The sequence below is a fragment of the Enorma phocaeensis genome (assembly GCF_016901575.1).
In the GTDB taxonomy this organism is placed as follows: domain Bacteria; phylum Actinomycetota; class Coriobacteriia; order Coriobacteriales; family Coriobacteriaceae; genus Limicola; species Limicola phocaeensis_A.
In genome coordinates, this window is the sequence record NZ_JACJKQ010000001.1 from 210,485 (window position 1) to 230,518 (window position 20,034).

21 protein-coding genes are annotated in these 20,034 nt (G+C 61.0%); 20 read left to right on the forward strand and 1 reads right to left on the reverse strand.

Annotated elements, in window-relative coordinates:
• Window positions 1-70 precede the first annotated feature (70 nt).
• From mreC to rsfS, 13 genes are all read left to right on the forward strand, one after another.
• Entirely contained in the window at window positions 71-997 is a 927-nt protein-coding gene (gene mreC, locus H6A15_RS00860; RefSeq protein ID WP_204671422.1) for a rod shape-determining protein MreC, read from the forward strand.
• A gap of 11 nt (window positions 998-1,008) precedes the next feature.
• Window positions 1,009-1,557, forward strand: a complete 549-nt coding sequence (locus H6A15_RS00865) for a hypothetical protein (protein WP_204671424.1) — start codon at window positions 1,009-1,011, stop codon at window positions 1,555-1,557.
• A gap of 9 nt (window positions 1,558-1,566) precedes the next feature.
• Window positions 1,567-3,621, forward strand: a complete 2,055-nt coding sequence (gene mrdA / locus H6A15_RS00870; protein WP_204671426.1) for a penicillin-binding protein 2 — start codon at window positions 1,567-1,569, stop codon at window positions 3,619-3,621.
• A gap of 9 nt (window positions 3,622-3,630) precedes the next feature.
• Window positions 3,631-4,836, forward strand: a complete 1,206-nt coding sequence (locus H6A15_RS00875; protein ID WP_204671429.1) for an FtsW/RodA/SpoVE family cell cycle protein — start codon at window positions 3,631-3,633, stop codon at window positions 4,834-4,836.
• A 13-nt stretch (window positions 4,837-4,849) separates the two neighbouring features.
• On the forward strand, window positions 4,850-5,737 hold the full coding sequence (locus tag H6A15_RS00880) for a hypothetical protein (protein WP_204671431.1): 888 nt from the start codon (window positions 4,850-4,852) through the stop codon (window positions 5,735-5,737).
• 10 nt (window positions 5,738-5,747) lie between these two features.
• Window positions 5,748-7,628, forward strand: a complete 1,881-nt coding sequence (locus H6A15_RS00885) for a TIGR03960 family B12-binding radical SAM protein (protein ID WP_204671852.1) — start codon at window positions 5,748-5,750, stop codon at window positions 7,626-7,628.
• Window positions 7,621-8,394, forward strand: a complete 774-nt coding sequence (locus H6A15_RS00890; protein ID WP_204671433.1) for a TIGR03936 family radical SAM-associated protein — start codon at window positions 7,621-7,623, stop codon at window positions 8,392-8,394. Before H6A15_RS00885 ends, H6A15_RS00890 begins: the two co-directional genes overlap by 8 nt.
• A 115-nt stretch (window positions 8,395-8,509) precedes the next feature.
• Window positions 8,510-8,872, forward strand: a complete 363-nt coding sequence (gene rplU, locus H6A15_RS00895; protein ID WP_204671435.1) for a 50S ribosomal protein L21 — start codon at window positions 8,510-8,512, stop codon at window positions 8,870-8,872.
• Window positions 8,873-8,905: 33 nt separating this feature from the next.
• The gene (rpmA, locus tag H6A15_RS00900; protein WP_087411194.1) at window positions 8,906-9,163 is read left to right on the forward strand and encodes a 50S ribosomal protein L27; all 258 of its coding nucleotides are present in this window, start codon (window positions 8,906-8,908) and stop codon (window positions 9,161-9,163) included.
• A 74-nt stretch (window positions 9,164-9,237) separates the two neighbouring features.
• Window positions 9,238-10,740 (forward strand): GTPase ObgE, encoded by a 1,503-nt coding sequence (gene obgE / locus H6A15_RS00905; RefSeq protein ID WP_204671437.1) that lies wholly within the window; start codon window positions 9,238-9,240, stop codon window positions 10,738-10,740.
• Window position 10,741: 1 nt separating this feature from the next.
• Window positions 10,742-11,431, forward strand: a complete 690-nt coding sequence (gene nadD / locus H6A15_RS00910) for a nicotinate-nucleotide adenylyltransferase (RefSeq protein ID WP_204671439.1) — start codon at window positions 10,742-10,744, stop codon at window positions 11,429-11,431.
• Window positions 11,431-12,072 (forward strand): bis(5'-nucleosyl)-tetraphosphatase (symmetrical) YqeK, encoded by a 642-nt coding sequence (gene yqeK, locus H6A15_RS00915; RefSeq protein WP_239462232.1) that lies wholly within the window; start codon window positions 11,431-11,433, stop codon window positions 12,070-12,072. The genes nadD and yqeK overlap by 1 nt, the downstream gene beginning before the upstream one ends.
• Window positions 12,073-12,083: 11 nt before the next feature.
• The gene (rsfS, locus tag H6A15_RS00920) at window positions 12,084-12,578 is read left to right on the forward strand and encodes a ribosome silencing factor (RefSeq protein ID WP_204671449.1); all 495 of its coding nucleotides are present in this window, start codon (window positions 12,084-12,086) and stop codon (window positions 12,576-12,578) included.
• 111 nt (window positions 12,579-12,689) lie between these two features.
• Here the strand turns inward: rsfS and dinB are convergent, their stop codons facing one another.
• Entirely contained in the window at window positions 12,690-13,949 is a 1,260-nt protein-coding gene (dinB, locus tag H6A15_RS00925; protein ID WP_204671459.1) for a DNA polymerase IV, read from the reverse strand.
• A 282-nt stretch (window positions 13,950-14,231) separates the two neighbouring features.
• Here dinB and rpsP point away from each other — a divergent pair, with 282 nt between their 5' ends.
• The 7 genes from rpsP (at window position 14,232) to glyS (ending at window position 19,848) form a co-directional block, all read left to right on the forward strand.
• Window positions 14,232-14,564 carry a 30S ribosomal protein S16 gene (rpsP, locus tag H6A15_RS00930; protein ID WP_204671466.1) on the forward strand — a complete coding sequence of 111 codons (333 nt, stop codon included), beginning with the start codon at window positions 14,232-14,234 and terminating at the stop codon, window positions 14,562-14,564.
• Window positions 14,565-14,606: 42 nt separating this feature from the next.
• Entirely contained in the window at window positions 14,607-14,852 is a 246-nt protein-coding gene (locus tag H6A15_RS00935; protein ID WP_204671857.1) for a KH domain-containing protein, read from the forward strand.
• A 36-nt stretch (window positions 14,853-14,888) separates the two neighbouring features.
• Window positions 14,889-15,395, forward strand: a complete 507-nt coding sequence (locus H6A15_RS00940) for a ribosome maturation factor RimM (protein ID WP_342635776.1) — start codon at window positions 14,889-14,891, stop codon at window positions 15,393-15,395.
• Between the two features lie 8 nt (window positions 15,396-15,403).
• Window positions 15,404-16,159 (forward strand): tRNA (guanosine(37)-N1)-methyltransferase TrmD, encoded by a 756-nt coding sequence (trmD, locus tag H6A15_RS00945; protein WP_204671470.1) that lies wholly within the window; start codon window positions 15,404-15,406, stop codon window positions 16,157-16,159.
• 17 nt (window positions 16,160-16,176) lie between these two features.
• Entirely contained in the window at window positions 16,177-16,740 is a 564-nt protein-coding gene (gene lepB, locus H6A15_RS00950) for a signal peptidase I (RefSeq protein ID WP_204671472.1), read from the forward strand.
• 104 nt (window positions 16,741-16,844) lie between these two features.
• A complete protein-coding gene (locus H6A15_RS00955; RefSeq protein ID WP_204671474.1) occupies window positions 16,845-17,753 on the forward strand; it encodes a glycine--tRNA ligase subunit alpha in 909 nt (302 codons plus the stop codon).
• A gap of 1 nt (window position 17,754) precedes the next feature.
• Complete coding sequence (glyS, locus tag H6A15_RS00960; protein WP_204671476.1) at window positions 17,755-19,848, forward strand: glycine--tRNA ligase subunit beta; 2,094 nt, start codon at window positions 17,755-17,757, stop codon at window positions 19,846-19,848.
• Window positions 19,849-20,034 lie beyond the last annotated feature (186 nt).

The window sequence follows — 20,034 nt, forward strand, 5'->3', positions numbered from 1 at the left end:
CTTGCCGCGGTCTCAGAAGAAGTACTCCACCGGATATAACAATCGAGGACAATCAACGGGTTTCCGCCCGTTGATTGTTTTATGCATCGCTTCCGTGCTGTTGCTCACGTTCTACATTCGTGAGGGCGAATCGGGCCCCATCCATACGGTGCGTGCGGGCGTTACCACCATCACCAGCCCCGCCCGCATGGTCGGCGCCGCCATCGCGACGCCGTTCAACGGGCTTGGAAACATCTTTGCGAACCTCACCGCATCGCAAGAGACCTTGGACGAGCTTCGCGCGCAGAATGAGGAGCTCACCGCTCAGGTCGCAGAGCTCTCAGAGGCGCAGGAAACCGCGACGCGCCTCGAGGGGTTGCTCGACCTGCGTTCGACGTACAACCTCCAGTCGACCGCTGCCCGCATCATCGGCATGTCGAGCGACGCATGGTCTCGGACCGTGACCATCGACAAGGGCTCTCTTGACGGCCTTGCTATCAACATGCCCGTCACCAACTCTGCCGGCGTGATCGGCCAGATCATCGAGGTTTCCCCGAACACAGCGACCGTCCGTCTTGCCAACGACGAGCAGTCCGGCATCTCTGCTATGGTCCAGAGCACCCGCGCCCAGGGCATGCTCGAGGGGCAGCCCGACGGGACGCTGAGGCTCGAATACATCTCTGTTGACTCGGATGTTCGCGAGGGGGATATCATCGTCACCTCCGGCATCGGAGGCGTGTATCCCAAGGGGCTTCCCCTGGGGACGATCACCTCGGTGGAGCGTGCGTCGAACGCGGTCTACTACACCATCGTCGTTCGGTCTGCGGTGAGCACGGAGAACAACGAAGAGGTGCTTGTGATCACGTCGCTGACCGATGAACAGGCGGCATCCGACGAGGACGTGGCCGAGGCCAACAGTTCGCCCCAAGGTACGACGCGGGACGCCCAAGACGATACCTCTGATGATGGAAGCGGGGACGCTTCAGCTGACGGAACCGATACGGGAACGGGGGAGTAGAAAGGATGGCCATGGATCTTCATGAAAGTTCGCGGTCCCAGACCTCCCTTGCAGCAGTCACCGTGGTGGCGATTCTCTTGCAGGCGGCTCTTGCCCCGCAGATCTCCCTGTTCGGCGGAACCATCAACTTCATGCTCATATTGGCTGCCGTCTACGCCTTCTCCGGCAACGCCTCGCGGGCAGTCATAGCTGGGTTTCTCTGCGGGCTCTTCTATGACCTAACCGCATCGGTGCCGGTCGGGCTCATGACCCTTTTGCTCACGATAGGCTCGTTCGTGCTTGCGAATTCATCTGCTGCCGCCATCGGCGCATCTTCGCAGAACACCTATCGTCTGGTTGCGGTCTTTTGCTTTGCCGTGAGCATGGTCTACGGGGTTGCCCTCGTCATCATGGGCATTCAGAGCGACCTTGTTAATTCGTTGCTAGGCCACGGGCTCTCTACTGCCATTTTGAGCGCGCTGGTCTCCGTTCCCTTTTTCTTGGCTTCCGGCACGTCCGACTCGTCCCGACGCGGCTTTTCTGTCAAGAGCAAAGGCTCGCGTTTCAAGGGGATCCGTTAAGGAGGCGCCATGGACGCACAGCTCGTCGTCGTCGTTGCCGGCGTGATCCTCGTGGCGGCCATCATAGGTTCGCTCGTCTTCTTGCGAGGCTACTCCGGTCGATTCACCTACGATACAAAAAACGGAACCACCCCCAAGGCGTCCGAGGGCGAGGGCAATACGCCCGGCGTCGCCTTTAAGGGCCGCTTCACCTTGCTCACCGTAGGCATCGGTGCCATGTTTACCGCGCTTGTCACAAAGCTGTGGAGCATGCAGATGGTGAGTTCTGACTATTACGAGAACCTTGCGCAAACCAACCAGACGCGTACGGTGACCACTGCGGCCCCGCGCGGACGGATCCTTGACCGCAACGGCGTCGCCCTTGTCACCAACAGGGCCTCGCTTGCCGTAACGGGCTATCGCGACCTGGCAGACGACACGTTGCTCGTGCGCCACCTCGCCAACGTTCTCGGCATGCCCTACGTCGCCGTTCTCAGAAATATTCAGGACAACACCGAAGGCGCCCAGGCACGCCATACCATCGCTACCGACGTGCGTCGGTCCACGGTGGCATATATTCAGGAGCATGCCGGGGAGTTCAACGGGGTCACGGTCGACGAGCGCACCGAGCGCCAGTACCCGTACGGAACCACCGCCTGCCATGTCCTTGGATATACCAGCACCATCACTCAGGAGCAGCTTGACGCGCAGAGCGAGGACGGTGACAGCGCCGGCACGATCGACTACCAGTCGGGAGACGTGGTGGGTCAGGCTGGTGTCGAATCACGCTACGAACGGCTCCTTCAGGGCATACGAGGCGAGCAGACGGTCACCGTCGACGCTCAGGGCAACGTCCTTGGCCAAGCGGGTTCGGTTCCCGCAAGTCCCGGGTCGGACATCAAGCTCACGCTGGACCTCACCATTCAGCAGGCATGCGAGACGGGCCTGCAGCACGCCATCGACACGGCGAAGAACGCGGGATACGAAAACGCCGGCAACGGCGCCTGCCTGTGCCTTGATTGCACCAACGGCGAGATCCTCGGCATGGCGAGCGCGCCGACCTTCGATCCGTCTGTCTTCGTGGGCGGCGTGTCGTCTGACGTGTGGTCGCAGCTCAACAGCGAAGACGGCGGCAGGCCGCTGTTGAACCGCGCCATCGGCGGCCAATATATGTCGGCCTCGACCATCAAGTCGCTCTCCGCCCTTGCCGGACTCGAATATGGCACCTATACGTCGACCCAGACAACGGTGTGCACCGGCTACTGGACGGGAAACGGCGAGGCATGGGGCAAGCGCTGCTGGCTTCATAGCGGGCATGGGACCATGACGCTTCAGTCTGGCATCGCTCATTCGTGCGACCCGGTTTTCTATGACATCGGTAACGCCTTCTACTATGACGAAGAGAACCCCGAAGGCCTTCAGGAGATGTTTCGCCGTTGGGGCCTCGGCTCAAAGACGGGGGTCGACCTTCCCAGCGAAGGGGAGGGGCGCGTGCCCGATGCCGCCTGGAAGGAGTCGTACTTCAAGGATTGGTCTGACGCCGATCGTACGTGGAACCCTGGCGACATGACCAACATCGTCATCGGGCAGGGCGACATCTTGGTGACGCCGCTGCAGATGGCAACGGTCTATGCAGGCATCGCCATGGGCGGCGTCGAGTATACGCCCCACGTATTCCTCTCCGCCGTCGCTCGAGACGGGGAGGGGGGCGACGCCTACCGATACAACGACGGAAAGCCTCGCGAGCGCCTTACCGCAGCAATCCATTCTCAGGATGACCTGCAGCTTGTCAAAAATGGCCTTCATGACGTCATCTACGTTGCCGAGCCGGCGACGGCGGCACACTTTAACACGCTGCCGGTCGAGGTCGCTGGCAAGTCGGGTACCGGCGAGAAGACCAACGAGGACGAATATGCGTGGTTCATCGCCTATGCCCCTGCCGACGATCCAAAATACGTGGTCGCGGCCGTGCTTGAGCAGGGCGGCGGCGGATCGTCCACCGCTCTTATTGCGGTGCGAGACGTGCTCGGTGCCATCTACGGCGTTGAAGACACCGCAACCGGTTACGACAGCAGCGTGAGATAGGAGGCGACCATGGCATTAGCGGCAACAGGCTCCTCTGCTGGCAGCCTCAAGCGTGTAAACAAGAAGATCTCGACTTCTCGGAGCTCCTTCCGCCAGTCCATGAATCTCGGCGTGCTCGTCGCCTGGATCGGCTTGCTCGCGTATGGCTCGATCATCATCTGGTCGGCCTCCCAATCTATCGCGGACGCATCGTTTCCCCGTCACCTGCTGGGCATCGGACTGGGAAGCGCGCTCATGCTTATGGTGTGGCGCATCGATCTGCGCAACCTGGCCAACCTCTCAACCGTGCTGCTTGTCACCGACATCGTCCTCATCTTCCTTCCCTATGTGCCAGGTCTTTCCTGGAGCGCCCAGGGCATGACGGGATGGATCAGGTTTCCCATCATCAACCTCACCTTCCAGCCGGTCGAGCTTGCCAAGCTCGTCACCATCGCGTTCATTGCCTCGCTTGGGGCGCAGTACAACGGGCGCATCGATACGGTGAGAGACTATATAAAGCTTTGCGCGATGCTCTTCATTCCGTTCGCGGCCGTTCTTATCCAGGGAGACCTCGGCTCGGGCCTTGTCGTCTTCTTCTCAGGCGCGGTGGTCATCATGATGAGCGGAGCGCGCAAGGAATGGGTGCTGTCCACCATCGCTATCGTCGTCGGCCTCGTGTCGCTCGTGCTTGCGACCGACTCCATCATCGACAGCATCTTCACCGATGACAACTCCCTGATCAAGGACTATCAGATGAACCGCCTGCTCGTGTTCATCGACCCCACTTCCGATACGAGTGATGCCGCCTACAACCTGCAGCAATCGCTCATCGCCGTGGGATCGGGCGGTTTCTTTGGCAAGGGGCTCGGCAATGCCACCCAGTCCACATCCGGCTTTCTACCCGAGGCGCATACCGACTTCGTCTTCGCTTTTGTGTGCGAGACCTTCGGATTTGTGGGCGCCGTCGTGCTCTTGGGGCTGTTTGCGCTGCTCATGCTTTCCACGGTGCGCGTCGCGATCAAGCAGGACTCCTTGTTCTTGAAGCTCGTTGCCGTAGGCATCGTGGGCATGTGGATGTTTCAGATATTCGAGAACGTCGGCATGTGTATCGGTCTCATGCCTATCACCGGCATTCCTTTGCCTTTTATCAGCTTCGGCTCGTCTTCGATGCTTATTCAGTGCCTCGCCATCGGTGTGGTGCAGTCCATCTGGCGGCATCGCTCTAAAGCTGCCTGACGGGGGAGGAACCATGCAGCTCTCCATTGATTCGCTTCTGAAGATGCTCAGGATCGGTGCTGGCGCGAGACGTGATGCCGGCGCCTCGGTCCGCGTGGCGGTCTATGTCGATGAGTCCGCAACTCCGTTTTTGGTCAACTCGGTGCGAGCGGCGCTTGTACCGGAGACGACGGCAGGACTGGTACGCGTGGGCCGGCTGACGCCCGCACCCGCGGCGCCGAAACCCGATACAGATGTCGTGGTCGTCCTGAGCTGCGGCTCCTCGCATCTTAATGCCGCCGTGCAGTCGCTTGTGGTATCAGGTGCTCCCGTGTGCGTGGTCGCCGAGTCGAGCGTCGAGGTGCCCTTCATCACTCAGGACACGCCCCTGCTCGGCCTGATCGCTGCGACGGACCAAGATCACCTCACCGCAGAGCTTGCACGGTGGATCTGCGCACGCACCGATAAGGCCGACGCGTTTGCCGCGAACTTCTCATTCATACGGCCTGTGGTGACCACCGAGATCATTGAATCCACGTCGCTTGCAAATCTCGTTACGGGTGCGCTCGTCTTCACGCCCGGGGCCGACTATCCCGTGCTGACCCTTGCACAGGCAGGCATGGCGCTGCGGCTGGCTTCGGTCTATGGCTATCGCCTTTCGGCCGAGCGCGCCTACGAGGTGGCCGCCGTCGCCCTCGCCGGGCTTGCGCTCCGAGGGTGCACGCGAGCGGTTTGCCGCGAGGTCCCCCATGTAGCTTTTCTGGTTAAGGGGCTCGTTGCAGGCGGCGGAACCTATGGCATCGGCCTTGTTCTCGACGCTGTCTATCGACATGGTGTAGACTACTCCGCCGTGAACGGGGCGGTACGCTCGGCGCTTGGTCGCCTGCGCGACGTCGCTCCGTCTGAGAAGCATGTATCCTAAAGGAGGTCTTGTGCGCGTCGAATACCGCGACCGCTTTTCTGAGCTTGAGCCCCTGCTTTCTCATGTCGAGAAGCCGAGCCGCTACATAGACCATGAATGGGGGGCGCTTTCCTCGCCTGACGCTCAGCATCGCGTGTGCCTCATCTACCCGGATGTCTATGAAGTCGGCCTGCCCAACCAAGGCATCGCCATCCTCTATAACGTGCTGAACCAGCAGGAAGGCGAGTCCTGCGAGCGTTCCTATGTGCCGTGGGTCGATATGGCTGACGCCATGCGCGCGGCGGGTGTGCCGCTCCTTTCGCTCGAGGGGGCGGCCCCTGTCGCCTCGTTCGACATCGTCGGGCTTCACGTGCCTCATGAGATGGCCGCCACCAATTATCTCGAGGCGCTCGATCTTGCCGGCATACCTATTCTTGCAGCCGAGCGCGGCGAAGATGACCCCATCGTGATCGCAGGCGGGCCTTCTGTCTACAATCCCGAACCCATCGCTTCGTTTTTTGACGCGATGCTCATCGGCGAGGGCGAGGAGCATATCGTCGAGGTCGCTCTTGAACACCGCAGGCTTCGCGATGCCGGTGCGTCAAGGAGCGAGATCGTTCGTGCGTTGGCCAAGATTCCGGGCACCTATGTCCCGTCGCTGTATGAGGTGTGCCATGAAGGTCCTTGCACGCGCCATGGCTATACGGTTCCCCGTGCTGGCGAGGATGTTCCTTCGGTAGTTTATAAGCGCGTCGTCCGTGACTTTGGCGCGACCGACCCGCTCTCCCAGTCAGTCGTCCCCTTCGCCCAGTTGGTGCACGATCGCCTTTCGATCGAGATTCTGAGAGGCTGCGCCCGCGGGTGCCGCTTCTGCCAAGCGGGCATCACCTATCGCCCGGTGCGCGAGCGCACTGCCGACCAAGTGGTCTCAGCGGTGACGCGCGGCCTAGCGCGCACGGGGTATGACGAGGTCTCTCTCACGTCGCTTTCCACAACCGACCATTCTTGCTGCTCGCAGATTCTCTCGCGCCTCAATCGTCGTCTTGACGATACCGGCATCTCTGTTTCGATTCCCTCGCAACGCCTCGATTCTTTTGGCGTCGACATGGCGCTTGAGGTGGCAGGCGAGAAGAAGGGCGGTCTGACTTTTGCTCCTGAGGCCGGCAGCCAGCGTCTGCGCGACATCATCAATAAAAATGTGACCGAGGACGATCTTGAACGTGCGGCGCGCGCAGCCTTCGAAGCAGGGTGGCGCCGCATGAAGCTGTACTTCATGATGGGTCTTCCGGGCGAGACCGATGATGACATCGTCGCCATCGCCCAACTCGCCGAGCGGGTTGTCGAGATAGCGCACGAGGTGGTACCCAAGGGGCAGCGAGGCGGCATCTCGGTCTCCATCTCTGTCTCGGTGTTTATCCCAAAGGCCCAGACGCCTTTCCAATGGTGCGGGCAGCTTGACGACGCCGAGGTAAAGCGCCGTCAGAAGCTGTTGGTATCGAGCGTGACGAGCCGCCAGGTGCGTGTTCACTACCATGATGCCGACACCTCTCTCATCGAGGCGGCGCTCTCTCGATGCGGCCGCGACTTTGTACCGGTGATCGTGGGGGCGTGGAAGCGGGGGGCCCGTTTTGACGCATGGACCGAGCAGTTCGACCTCGGCATCTGGGAGCAGGCGGCGCAGGAGGCGGGAATCGACCTGCGCGAAGTCTCGCAAGAGACATTTGGCCTCGAAGACCGTTTGCCGTGGGAACATGTCAGCCCAGGCGTGGCTCCGGGGTTCTTGCAGCGCGAGTGGCGCCGCGCCCTTGAGGGTAAGACCACCTCGGACTGTACGCGCACGTCATGCACCGGGTGCGGCATTTGCCCCACGCTTGGGGCCAAAAACATATTGGTAGGTGAGCGTGGTGAGTGAGCAGGCATTGTTTCGGCTAAGGGTTCGCTATGTCAAGCGCGGCCGCCTTCGTTACCTCGGGCATCTTGAAGTCTTGCACACCATCGAGCGCATCGTGCGTCGCGCGGGACTTCCCTATGCGGTCACGCAGGGCTTCTCTCCGCATATGCGCGTCTCCTTTTCTTCTGCGCTTCCGGTGGGAACCGCCTCGAGATGCGAGTGGTTCGACCTCATGTTGACCGAATACGTTCCTGCGCCCAGGGCTCTCGAGGCGCTCCAGTCGGCAGCTCCGCTCGACCTTGCCGCACAGGAGGCGGCATACATCGATGTCCGCTCGGAATCCCTCACCGCCTTTATCGTTCGTGCAACCTATGAGGTGAGTATCGAATTCACGACCGACGTCGAACCTTGCGCCCTCAATCGTGCGATCTCTACGGTCCGCGAGCGCAAGGCGCTCGACTATCGGCGCGGTCGCAAGTCCAAACGGCTCGACCTTGAGAGGACGCTCGCCGACGTCTCCGTGACGTGGAACGATGCGCGCACGGCGACCATCGCGCTCGAAACGCGTCTCGACAACGATGGTGCCATGCGCCCTGAGCTGTTCATTGCGGCTTGCGACCTGTTGCTGGCAGGGGAGGATTATCTGGGCGACCCGCCTCGCCTCGATATCGGCCCCTACGACTATCGTACGATCAAGCGCGTCGTGGTCGAGCGCGTCGCACAAGAGGGCGAACGGCCCGATGGCACCGCTGTCTACCCCATCCGTTGTGCGGATGCACGCGCATAAGTCATGAACTTGTGTGTATGCAGGGGAGGTTCGCATCCTTTTCATTGACGTGCCAGATGGGGCCTGCTACTATATTCGGCTGTTGCACTACCATATGCATGAAGGGTTATAGAGAATGTACGCAATCGTTACTACAGGTGGCAAGCAGTATAAGGTTGCTGCCGATGACGTCATCAACGTCGAGAAGATCGAGGGCGAGGTCGGCGATAAGATCACCCTCCCCGTCATCTTCCTGAACGACGGCAAGAAGATCGTCACCGACGCCGCCAAGCTCGCCAAGGCCAAGGTCACTGCCGAGATCGTTGAGCAGTTCAAGGGTGAGAAGCAGCTCGTCTTCAAGTTCAAGAAGCGCAAGCGCTATCGTCGCCTGAAGGGCCATCGTCAGCAGCTCACCAGGATTAAGATCACGAAGGTTCAGGCCACCTCGCGTGCGGCTAAGAAGGTCGCGACCGACGCTGAGGCTCCGGCTGCCGAGTAGTCACACTCGTTGTTGAAAGAGCAGGTATAAGACATGGCACACAAAAAAGGACTCGGTTCCTCCCGTAATGGCCGCGACTCCCGCGGTCAGCGCCTGGGCTGCAAGCGCTTCGCCGGCCAGACCGTGACGACGGGCACCATTCTCGTTCGTCAGCACGGTACGCACATCCACCCCGGTGCTAACGTTGGTCGTGGCAAGGACGACACGCTTTTCGCGCTCGTCGATGGCACGGTCGAGTATACTCGTGGCATCAAGCACAGGGTCAACGTGCGCCCGTTCGCGAACGCGTAAGCAACCCTTCATAGAGCGTATATTCGGGAGACCCTCAGTTCTTGGGGGTCTCCCTTTTTTGAAAGGAGGCGTGCATGGGGCAGTTCACCGACATCTGCCGCATCAACGTAAAGGGCGGGGACGGCGGTGCCGGATGCATGTCGTTTCGACGTGAGGCCTTCGTTCCCAAAGGCGGACCTGACGGTGGCGACGGCGGACGCGGCGGCAACGTGATCATCCAGGCGGATGCCCAGCTCTCCTCGCTCATCGACTATCGCTATAAGCATCATTTTCGTGCCGAGCGCGGAACGCATGGACGCGGTGCACGCAAAGATGGTAAAAACGGCGAGGACCTTGTGCTGAAGGTCCCCATGGGCACGGTGGTGCGCGAGCTCGATCCGGAAACGCAGGAGCCACTGTTTGACATCGCCGACCTCACGCATGACAAGGAGCGCGTCGTCGTTGCCCCCGGTGGCGCCGGAGGCCTCGGCAACACGCATTTCGTCACCTCGGTACGGCGCGCGCCTGCCTTTGCCCAGCTTGGAGAGCCCGCCGAGGAGCATTGGATCGAGCTTGAAATGAAGCTCATGGCGGATGCCGCCTTGGTTGGCATGCCGAGCGTAGGCAAGAGCTCTCTTATCGCACGCATGAGCGCGGCGCGGCCGAAGATCGCCGACTATCCCTTCACCACGCTCGTTCCCAACCTTGGGATGGTGCGCGCGGGAGAATACTCCTATGTCGTCGCAGACGTCCCGGGGCTTATCGAGGGCGCGAGCGAGGGCAGGGGCCTGGGCCATCAGTTCCTTCGCCATATTGAACGCACCGCCTTGATTTTGCACGTTGTCGATATTACCGGCGGCTTCGAGGGGCGCGACCCGGTGGAGGACTATCGCGTGATCAACGAGGAGCTCTCGCGCTATGCCTCAGACCTTGCCGATCGACCCCAGGTGGTCGTCGCAAACAAATGCGACGTCTCGGGCATGTCGGAACGTGTCGAGGAGCTCAAGCGTGCCGCCCTCGAAGACGGCCATATGTTCTTCGCCGTCTCGGCGGTTACCGGTGCAGGCCTGAACACCTTCATGCTTGCGTGCGGCGAGCAGGTCGCCAAGCTCCGCTCCGAACTCGCCGTCGAGGAGGCTCCCGTCCAATACGATGAGATCTGGGAGCGCCGCCGCCAGGCCCGCGAGCGCCGATTCGAGGTTGTTCAGGAGCAGCCGGGCGTCTTCCGTGTTTCTGGCACACAGGTCGAGCGACTGGTGGTTCAGACCGACTGGGAGAACGAAGAGGCCGTCATCTACCTGCAGCATCGATTCTCCCGTATGGGTGTCGACGATGCGCTCATGGCCGCCGGCTGCCGTGCGGGCGACGAAGTCCGTATCGTTGGCCGCGCCTTTGAGTTCGAAGGCGCCGACGAGCTCGAGGACGACTCCATCGACCCCTCCTGTGAAGCAGATGGGCCGGAAGAGCCTCTCGTTGCCGAAGAGGGATCGTTTGATGCCGAAAACGATTCTTCGAGCCAAGATCCATCAGAAACCGAAGGCGGCGTCATGGAGGCTGGGGCCCTGTACGCTCACGACGCCTTGGAGGAGGGCGAGTAGGATGGACGGCATCTCGCGCCAATCGCTGCCCGAACTTGGTGAAGACCCGAATCGCGTCTACCGGCTCGGCATCATGGGCGGCACCTTCGATCCCATCCATTACGGGCATCTCGTGACCGCCGAACAGGCGCGCGAGGCTCTCGACTTGGATTTGGTGCTGTTCATGCCTTCGGGAAATCCCGCCTTCAAACAGGACAAGCATGTGACGGGCGCCGAGGACCGCTATGCCATGACCGTGCTCGCCACCGCGGCGAACCCGGCGTTTTATGCAAGTCGCTTTGAGATCGATCGCCCGGGAGTGACCTATACGGTCGACACCTTGCGCGAGCTTCGTTCATACTATCCCGACAACGTCGAGCTGTTCTTTATCACGGGCGCCGACGCCATTCTCGATATTCTTCTCTGGCACGATGCCCGTGATATCGCTCGGCTCGCCACGCTTATCGCCGCCACCAGGCCAGGTTATGACATCAACCAGGCATGTGAGCGCATCGAGGGGTCGGGGTATCCGTTCGATGTCCGCTATATCGAGATACCGGCGCTTGCAATCAGCTCGACGAACATCCGCACGCGCGTGAGCGAAGGCAAGAGCGTGCGCTACCTTACGAGTGAATCTGTGATAGGGTTCATTCGAAAGAACGGCCTGTATCGACAGGGGCGTGCCGGCAGCAGCAAGGGGGATGAGGCTTAATGGCAGCAGAGTGGAACGCCGAGGTCACCTTTGAGGGGGACGAGGCGCGGGAAATCGACCGCATCAAGGACTTGCTTGCCGTACGCATGAAGGACGCTCGCAAGCGTCACATTCATTCGCTCGGCGTCGCGTCTTGTGCGGCGGCGCTTGCCCAGGCATACGGCGTCGACCCCTACCTTGCGACCGTCGCCGGCCTCATCCATGACTGGGACAAGGTTGTCCCAGACGAAGAGCTCGTTGCCCGCGCGCTTCATTATGGTATCGAGATTTCTGGTTCCCCGGCCCTCGCCACGCCCCTTCTGCACGGCATGGTCGCTGCCTATGAGCTGCCCGAACTGTTCCCCGAGCTGCCCATTGAGGTCTTTCAGGCAGTGGCCCGTCATACGGTTGGCGCCTGCGACATGACGCCGCTCGACATGGTGGTCTTTATCGCCGATGCCATCGAGCCGGGTCGTCGCGGCGATTATGCCGATCGTCTGAGATCCCAGGTGGGAGAGGTCTCTCTCAGAGAGCTGTTCTTCTCTTGTTTCTCTCAGGGTCTGGTATACGTTCTCACGACGGGGCGGTATCTTTATCCCACCGCTACCGAGATTTACAACCACTATGCGCTTGAGCGCACAAACGAGAAAGGTCATGCATGACTCAGGAAGGTATGGACGAGATGGTAACCGACGAGGTGTTCGACGGCGCTGAGGCTGAGGATGTCGTGGACTTCGAGGGCGATCTTGAAGAGGCGCGCGCACAGAGCTTCGGTTCTTCTGTCGACCGCACGGCGGCATCTCTTTCTGCTTCGGGCGTGTCCGCTGAGCAGGTCGCACGCGTTGCCGCTCAGGCTGCCTACGACAAGAAGGGCGAAGACATTCGCGTTCTTGACCTGACCACGCTGTCGGACGTTTGCGACTACTTTGTAATCGCCACGGGCATCAACAGCCGCCTTGTGGACAGCATCGTCGATGAGGTCGAGGAGAAGGTCGCGAAGGTGTGCGGGGAGCATCCGTTCTCCATCGAGGGACGCGATGAGCGTGCCTGGATTCTGATGGATTACGGTTCGGTTATCGTTCACGTGTTCACGCCGGAGCAGCGTGATTACTACCGCCTCGAAAAGCTTTGGGGCGACGCCCCCGAGCTGGAGCTCGAGCTCGTTTAGAGGCAACCTGGCTGATTGCAATGCGCCGCCTTCGTGCGGCGCATGTTGTTTGACGCGCCTCATGACGCCTTGGTCGCGTATGATGCGAGCTGCAGACGGCTGACTGTGGCGCTATCGCTGCTTATCGGAGCGCACTACCTCATCCGAGAAGCGCGTCGCCCGGCCAAACGTCACCGAGCTTGTGCCAAACCGCTCTCGCACGTGGTCGACGGCGACGGATAATCCCCTGCGCTCGCTGGCCATGGCCCCGCGTTCATCTACCTCGCAAAAGAGGTCTGTCTGGATTCCTCCGTCAAGATCGAAATCGCTCACGCCGATGCCGAGCAGGCGTATGTGGGTGCCCGGCCCCCAAAGCTCATCGAGAAGCTCTCGACCGACCCTCACAAACACATGCTCGTCGTCGGTCGGATGGGGGAGCTTGCGCTGTATCGTTCTGCCCGAACCATATGAGTATTTCACCTTGACGGTCACCGTCCGACCGGCAAGTCCGCGCTTTCGCAGGCGGCGACCTACGGATTCTCCCAGCAGGGCAAGCGCCGCGTCGACATCCGATCGCTCGGTCAGGTCGTGCGCGAAGGTTCGCTCGTTGCTTACCGACTTCACGTCTTCGGGCGCATCGACCGGTCGCACGGCGCTCCGCTCCAATCCGGCCGCTCGCTGCCGCATGGCCTCGGCGTTGACGCCAAAGATGGGGGAGAGGCGCGAAATCGATGCGGCGGCGAGCTGACCGAGGGTGTGTATGCCCACTTTTCCAAGTGCCCGTTCGGCAGAGCTGCCGATGCCGCTCATGGCCCGGACAGGCAGCGGCGCCAGAAAACTGGCTTCCGTGCCCGGCATGACCACCGTGAGTCCGCGGGGCTTGTCACGCTCGCTCGCAATCTTTGCAACCGTTTTGTTGCACCCGAGACCAATCGAGCAGGTGACCCCGATCGCCGACACTCTCTCCTGGATGCGGCGAGCGATGGTGATGGGATGCTCCTTTGAGTATCTCCCTGGTGAGATATCAAAGAACGCCTCGTCGATGGAAACGCGCTCGAGGTAGGGCGTTTCGTCTTCCACGACCGCCATGACGCGAGCGCTCACTTCTCGGTAGCGATCGAAGTGCCCTCTTGTCCAGATGGCGTCGGGACAAAGCCGGGCGGCCTGGGCAGAGGGCATCGCAGAGTGCACGCCATAGGGGCGCGCCTCATACGAGGCGGTGGAGACAACGCCCCGTGCTTCAGGGGAACCGCCGACGATAACGGGCTTCCCGCGCCACGAGGGGTGGTCGAGCTGCTCGACGCTTGCGAAAAAGGCATCGAGGTCCATCAGACCAACCGCGGGACCTTCCCATGGGCCAAGAATATCGTATGTGTGTTCGCCTGTGTTCATGGTCTCAGTATACCCCCAGATCGCACGAAGGGTCAGCGGCCGGTTTTGCTCGCATCGAGGCGCGCATGCATGTCCCGATCCCTCACAATTCCCCCAAAACCCCACGGTCTGGGCGTAAAGCGTTTGCAATTGCGAGATTCATGCGTAGAATATGGAGCTGCCTTTAGGGATATTCCGAAGAAGATGCCGCAAGCTCTTCACCTGCTCCATCCCTTGGCGTATCATTTCCGTTTGTTTGTCTGTCGTTGCAGCTGTCATGCTGCTTGGTAGGAGGAGTTTTCATTGGCAGTCAAGATTCGCCTCGCTCGTCACGGCTCTCATAAGCGTCCGTACTATCGTGTCGTCGTGGCCAATTCCCGTTCGCCCCGCGATGGTCGCTTCATCGAGGAGGTCGGTCGCTACAACCCGCTGACCAACCCCAAGACCATCAACCTCGACCTTGAGAAGATTGCCGATTGGCAGTCCAAGGGCGCTCAGCTCACCGACGCCGTCGCCGCGCTCGTGAAGGCTGCTGAGGAGGGCCCGAAGACCGAGGTTGCCGTCAAGAAGTCCAAGAAGCAGCTTGCCAAAGAGGCCGAGGCCGCCAAGGCTGCCGCCGAGGGCGCCGAGGAGTAACACGTGTCTGCCGAGCAGAATGACTCCTACGAGGATGAGGCCATGCTCTCAGACCAGATCGCCGATCTGGTCGAGTATCTTGTGGTCAACCTCGTCGATGACCCGGATTCGGTAAGTCTGGAGGTCATCGACGCCGATCGTTCCTCGACCATCGAGGTTTCCGTCGCATCGGACGATGTGGCAAAGGTCATCGGTCGGCGTGGGCGTACCATCAAGGCAATCCGTACGCTTGCACGCGCGCTCGCTGCGCGCCTCGACACATCTGTCGAGGTCGAGGTTTTAGGTTAGGAAGCTTTGACGGTTCGGTATCGCAACATAGCCCGTGTGGTTCGTACCCACGGGAGACGGGGGGAGGTCGTCGCAGAGGCGCTGCGCGGCCTTCCTTTTCTTGTTCACCCAGGCATGTCGGTGGCGCTCACGCCACCTGCCTTAAAGCGTGACCGCTTTTGCGATGTGCTCTCGGTGCGCGATCAGGCAGGTCAATTCGTGGTCGAGTTTTCGAGCATAGATTCGCTTACCGATGCCGAGGGCATCGTCGGGTGCTATATGCTGGCACGCGAAGGCGAGGTTGAGCACGGTCCGCTCGACGCTTCGCTCGACGAGCTCCGAGGCCGCGAGGTCGTTGACGACCGGTTCGGTAGCCTCGGTAGGATTCGCGACATCTTGGAGACGCCCGCCAACGATGTCTGGGTTGTCGACGACGGACCTTTTGGCGAGGTGCTGATCCCCGTCATAGAGGATGCCGTCGACTCGATTCCTGAGACAGGTGCGCTTCGCACCCATATCATGGACGGTCTCATTTCCAGCGATGCGTTTGGGTCGAAAGCGTAGGTGTTCGCATGATATTGCAGGCTCTTTCAGTCTTTCCTGAAATGTTTGAGCCGGTCATGTCGACCTCCATTCTGGGACGAGCGCGCAAGGCCGGACTATTTGAGTTCCAAGCATTCGATCTGCGTGATTGGACGCATGACCGCCACCGAACGGTTGATGACGAGCCCTATGGTGGCGGCCAGGGCATGCTTATGAAGGTTGAGCCGATCTTTGAGGCCGTCGAGGCCATTTCCCAAGATGGCCCGCGCTCCCACGTCGTCTTCTTTACTCCGTGCGGAGTGCCCTTCTCCCAGCAGACCGCCGAACGCTTGGCGTCCTATGACCGCCTGCTCTTTGTATGCGGCCGCTATGAGGGCATGGACGAACGCGCCTATTCGCTTGCTGACGAGTGCATCTCTATCGGTGACTACGTCTTGACCGGCGGGGAGCTCCCCGCCATGGTGGTCATGGATGCGGTCGTAAGGCTTCTCCCGGGGGCACTTGGCGACGAGATGAGCAATAAAGACGAGTCGTTTGCAACGGGTGATGACGGCGGTCTTCTCGAGTATTCCCAATATACGCGTCCCGCTGAATTTCGCGACATGCGTGTCCCTGAGGTGCTGCTTTCGGGGGACCATGCGAAGGTCGATGCCTGGCGCCGCGCCGACGCGCTTGAGAGGACCTGTCGATGGCGTCCGGACCTTATCGAGACCGCGTGTCTGAGCGAAGCGGAACGGGTGCGCGCCGAGGAGCTGCTCGAGCGCTATCATGGTTCGAACAGCTAGACACGAGGAGGCTTAGCATGCAGACGCATCAGACTTCCGTCGTACGGGCGGTCGTGGAGTGGGTGGCCATCTTTGTGGTGGTCTTCGCGTTCATGATGCTTGTGCGCGCCTTTGTCATCGAGCCCTACGTGGTTCCCACCGGCTCTATGGAGCAAACCATCCAGATCGGCGACACGATCATGGGGCAAAAGGTGACGGTCGAGCTGGGAATCGACGTCAAGCAGGGGGACATCGTCATCTTCCGCAACCCCGAGGCGACAAGTGACCATGACATCCTGGTCAAGCGCGTCATCGCGACCGAGGGCCAGACGGTCGACCTGGAGGGCGGGCAGGTCTATGTGGATGGACAGGCCTTGGACGAGTCCTATACCCAAGGTGAGTCTTGGCCGCTAGCGAGCCAGGCGCCGGGGGTGAGCATATCCTACCCCTACACCGTTCCCGAGGGCTGCATCTGGGTCATGGGCGACAACCGCGAGGATTCGGCCGACTCGCGCTACTTTGGAGCGGTGCCCAAAGAGAACCTCGTCGCAGTGGCGCTTTTCCGCTTTTGGCCGCTTGACCGCATAGGTCTCGTTCAATAGGGGCCTACCGGGCCATTCTGCTGTATCCTGTTCGATGGCCGCGAGGCGCCAAGCTTATGTGCGCCTCCGAAACATGTACAACTTTGAGAGAGGGGAGACTGGGCATGGAGACACAGGCCCTCACCTTTCAGGAGATCATCCTTGAGCTTCAACAGTATTGGGGCTCTCACGGCTGCGTGATCATGCAGCCGTACGACTCCGAGGTCGGTGCCGGAACGTTCCACACCGCCACGACGCTTCGCTCGCTCGGCCCCGCTTCGTGGCGCACGTGCTACGCCCAGCCCTGCCGTCGTCCCGCGGACGGTCGTTATGGCGAGAATCCCAACCGCATGCAGCACTACTATCAATTCCAGGTGTTGCTCAAGCCGTCCCCGGCGAACTCGCAGGAGCTCTATCTCGACTCGCTCAAGGCCATCGGCCTCGACCCCGCCGAGCACGATGTTCGCTTCGTCGAAGACGACTGGGAGTCGCCCACGCTCGGTGCCTGGGGCCTTGGCTGGGAGGTATGGCTGAACGGCATGGAGGTAACCCAGTTCACCTATTTCCAGCAGGTCGGCGGCATCGAAGTCGATCCGGTCCCGGTCGAGATCACCTATGGCCTGGAGCGACTCGCCATGTACATCCAGGGCGTCGATTCGGTGTATGACCTCGTATGGAGCAAGCTCCCCGACGGAAGCACCATGACCTACGGGGACGTGTTCCTGGAGAACGAGCGAGAGTTCTCTGCTTATAACTTCGAGGTAGCCAACGTTGAGATGATGCGCGGGAAGTTCGACGACTACGAGCGCGAATGCCACAGCTGTCTCGATGAATCGCTTCCGCTTCCCGCTTATGACTGCGTCATGAAGTGCAGCCATGCATTCAATCTGCTCGATGCCCGCGGCGCGCTGTCTGCAGTCGAGCGTGCGAACTATATCCTGCGCGTGCGCACCCTTGCCAAAGCCTGCTGCGAGGCCTACCTTGCCGAGGTCGCAGGAAAGCATGACGGCGCAGAATCGAAGGAGGTGGCCTAAGATGGCCGAAACGCGCGACTTCTTGTTTGAAATCGGCACCGAGGAGATGCCCTCGGCGCCGCTCATCAATGCTGTCAAGCAGCTGGGGACGCTCGTCGACGAGGGCCTTTCCGCTGCCGGGCTCTCCCATGGAGCGGTCCGCGTCATCTCTTCGCCCCGTCGCCTCGCCGCGCTCGTCAGCGATGTCGCCATCGCTACAGATGAGGTTCATGAGGTCAAGCGCGGACCGGCTGCGACCATCGCGTTCGATGCCGAAGGCAACCCCACGAAAGCCGCCCAGGGATTTGCCCGCAAGTGCGGCGTCGAGCCCCAAGAGCTCGTGCGTCGCGAGGACACCGACGGCCGCGAGTATGTCTTTGCTGAGAAGAGCATTCCTTCGCGTCCCGCCACGCCGATACTGAGCGACCTGTGCCAAAAGGTCATATCTTCGTTGCAGTGGCCCAATTACCGCAGCCAGCGCTGGGGATCAACCCATGAGACCTTCGTTCGCCCCATCCGGTGGCTGTGCGTGCTGCTGGGCGGCGAGGTCGTTCCGGTTACCTATGCCGACGTTCAGAGCGGAAACACCACCCGCGGCCATCGCGTCTTGGGACCGGGCGAGCATGTCGTCGCAGAGCCGGCTGTCTACGAGCAGGTTCTCGAGCAGGCCGGCGTCCTTTCTGAGGAGCGCCGCCGCGAGGTCATCGCCCAGGGCATCGCGCAGGTAGAAGCCGAGCGCGGGGGCGCGCATGTCGACACTCCGAAGAAGGTCCTCGACGAGGTGGTCAATCTCTGTGAGTGGCCCACCGTCATGGTCGGCACCTTCGACGAGGAGTTCCTCAACGTGCCGCATGAGATCATCTGCGAGTCCATGCTTTCCAACCAGCGTTATTTCCCCATCTATGACGCAGAGGGCAACCTTACACGCGAGTTCGTGGTGGTTTCCAACGGTCGCCCGGAGAATACCGAGCGCATCATCGATGGAAACGAGCGCGTTGTTCGCGCCCGCCTGTATGACGCCAAGTTCTTCTACGACGAAGACCTGAAGGTCTCGATGGAGGAGTTCCGCGCCCGCCTCGCCGAGGTCGGTTTCCAGAAGAAGCTCGGGAGCGTTCTGCAAAAGTCTGAGCGCATCGAGGACCTCTCTCTTGCCATCGCTCATGCTGCACGCATTGGCGCGCAGACCGCATCTGACGCCCAGCGCGCCGCGCATCTCGCCAAGGCGGACCTCGTCTCTTCCGCCGTCGTGGAGTTTACGAGCCAGCAGGGCGTCATGGGCGGTTACTACGCTCTCGCTGCAGGCGAGTCGCCCGAGGTCGCAGCTGCCATACGCGACCACTACCGTCCCCGTTTCGCCGGCGACGAGCTGCCCGAAGGCGTCGCGGGCTGCGTGGTGGCCGTGGCAGACAAGCTTGATACCATCGCGGGCATGTTCGCCATCGGCGAGCCTCCCACCGGATCGAAGGACCCCTTCGCGCTTCGCCGCTCCGCCATCGGCGTGCTCAACATCTTGCGCCATCGTTTGGGCTGCGGCTACGAAGAGCTCGTGGGCCCCGCACTTGATGCATATGCCGAGCAGGGGCTTGCCTTCGACAAGGATGCCGTCTCCCAAGACGTGTGCGCCTTCATCAAGGGCCGCATGGAGCAGATGGCGCGCGAGGAGAAGATTTCCGCCGACGTCGTCTCTGCCGTTTCTGCGGGCGAGGTCTCCTGTCCGGTCGATTACTTCGCCCTTGCCCACGCATTGCAAGACGCCCGCAAGGATGCCCCGGAGACGTTCGAGAATCTCGCCACCGCATATGCACGTGCCTCGCATCTTGCAGACGCGTCGCTCGGCACCGATGTCGACGAGGCGCTCATGGGCGACACAGAGCGCGAGCTTCTGCTTGCAACCGATTCCGCTCGCGACACCGTCAAGACGGCGCTCGAGGAGAAGGACTACAGCGCGCTCATTGCCGCGCTTTCCGCCCTGCGCGATCCCATCGATCGCTTCTTTGAGGACGTCATGGTCATGGATGAGGACATGTCGCTACGCGAGAACCGCCTCAAGCTGCTCAACCGCTTCGAAGCGGTGTTTGCAGGCGTTGCGAACATCGGCGCGCTCGCGAAAAAATAATTCGGTTCAGACCGGGATGTCGAATCTTTGGGCGCGCTCTGCACGGGTATAGTCCAGAGACGGCTGAAGACGAGATGCATCCCGGTTTCTAGGGCTTCTCCCTGAAATCTCTACTTGAACCGTTTGTGAATTTGCGTATACTAGTTTCGTTTGTCAACCTACGTGCCGGCTTACGGGTGCGGCACC

Bases quoted from the DNA above. Each gene is read 5' to 3' on its own strand.
- H6A15_RS00865 (WP_204671424.1), top strand. From the start codon at position 1,009: ATGGATCTTCATGAAAGTTCGCGGTCCCAGACCTCCCTTGCAGCAGTC.
- mrdA (WP_204671426.1), top strand. From the start codon at position 1,567: ATGGACGCACAGCTCGTCGTCGTCGTTGCCGGCGTGATCCTCGTGGCG.
- H6A15_RS00875 (WP_204671429.1), top strand. From the start codon at position 3,631: ATGGCATTAGCGGCAACAGGCTCCTCTGCTGGCAGCCTCAAGCGTGTA.
- H6A15_RS00880 (WP_204671431.1), top strand. From the start codon at position 4,850: ATGCAGCTCTCCATTGATTCGCTTCTGAAGATGCTCAGGATCGGTGCT.
- rplU (WP_204671435.1), top strand. From the start codon at position 8,510: ATGTACGCAATCGTTACTACAGGTGGCAAGCAGTATAAGGTTGCTGCC.
- rpmA (WP_087411194.1), top strand. From the start codon at position 8,906: ATGGCACACAAAAAAGGACTCGGTTCCTCCCGTAATGGCCGCGACTCC.
- obgE (WP_204671437.1), top strand. From the start codon at position 9,238: ATGGGGCAGTTCACCGACATCTGCCGCATCAACGTAAAGGGCGGGGAC.
- nadD (WP_204671439.1), top strand. From the start codon at position 10,742: ATGGACGGCATCTCGCGCCAATCGCTGCCCGAACTTGGTGAAGACCCG.
- yqeK (WP_239462232.1), top strand. From the start codon at position 11,431: ATGGCAGCAGAGTGGAACGCCGAGGTCACCTTTGAGGGGGACGAGGCG.
- rsfS (WP_204671449.1), top strand. From the start codon at position 12,084: ATGGACGAGATGGTAACCGACGAGGTGTTCGACGGCGCTGAGGCTGAG.
- dinB (WP_204671459.1), bottom strand. From the start codon at position 13,949: ATGAACACAGGCGAACACACATACGATATTCTTGGCCCATGGGAAGGT.
- H6A15_RS00935 (WP_204671857.1), top strand. From the start codon at position 14,607: ATGCTCTCAGACCAGATCGCCGATCTGGTCGAGTATCTTGTGGTCAAC.
- trmD (WP_204671470.1), top strand. From the start codon at position 15,404: ATGATATTGCAGGCTCTTTCAGTCTTTCCTGAAATGTTTGAGCCGGTC.
- lepB (WP_204671472.1), top strand. From the start codon at position 16,177: ATGCAGACGCATCAGACTTCCGTCGTACGGGCGGTCGTGGAGTGGGTG.
- H6A15_RS00955 (WP_204671474.1), top strand. From the start codon at position 16,845: ATGGAGACACAGGCCCTCACCTTTCAGGAGATCATCCTTGAGCTTCAA.
- glyS (WP_204671476.1), top strand. From the start codon at position 17,755: ATGGCCGAAACGCGCGACTTCTTGTTTGAAATCGGCACCGAGGAGATG.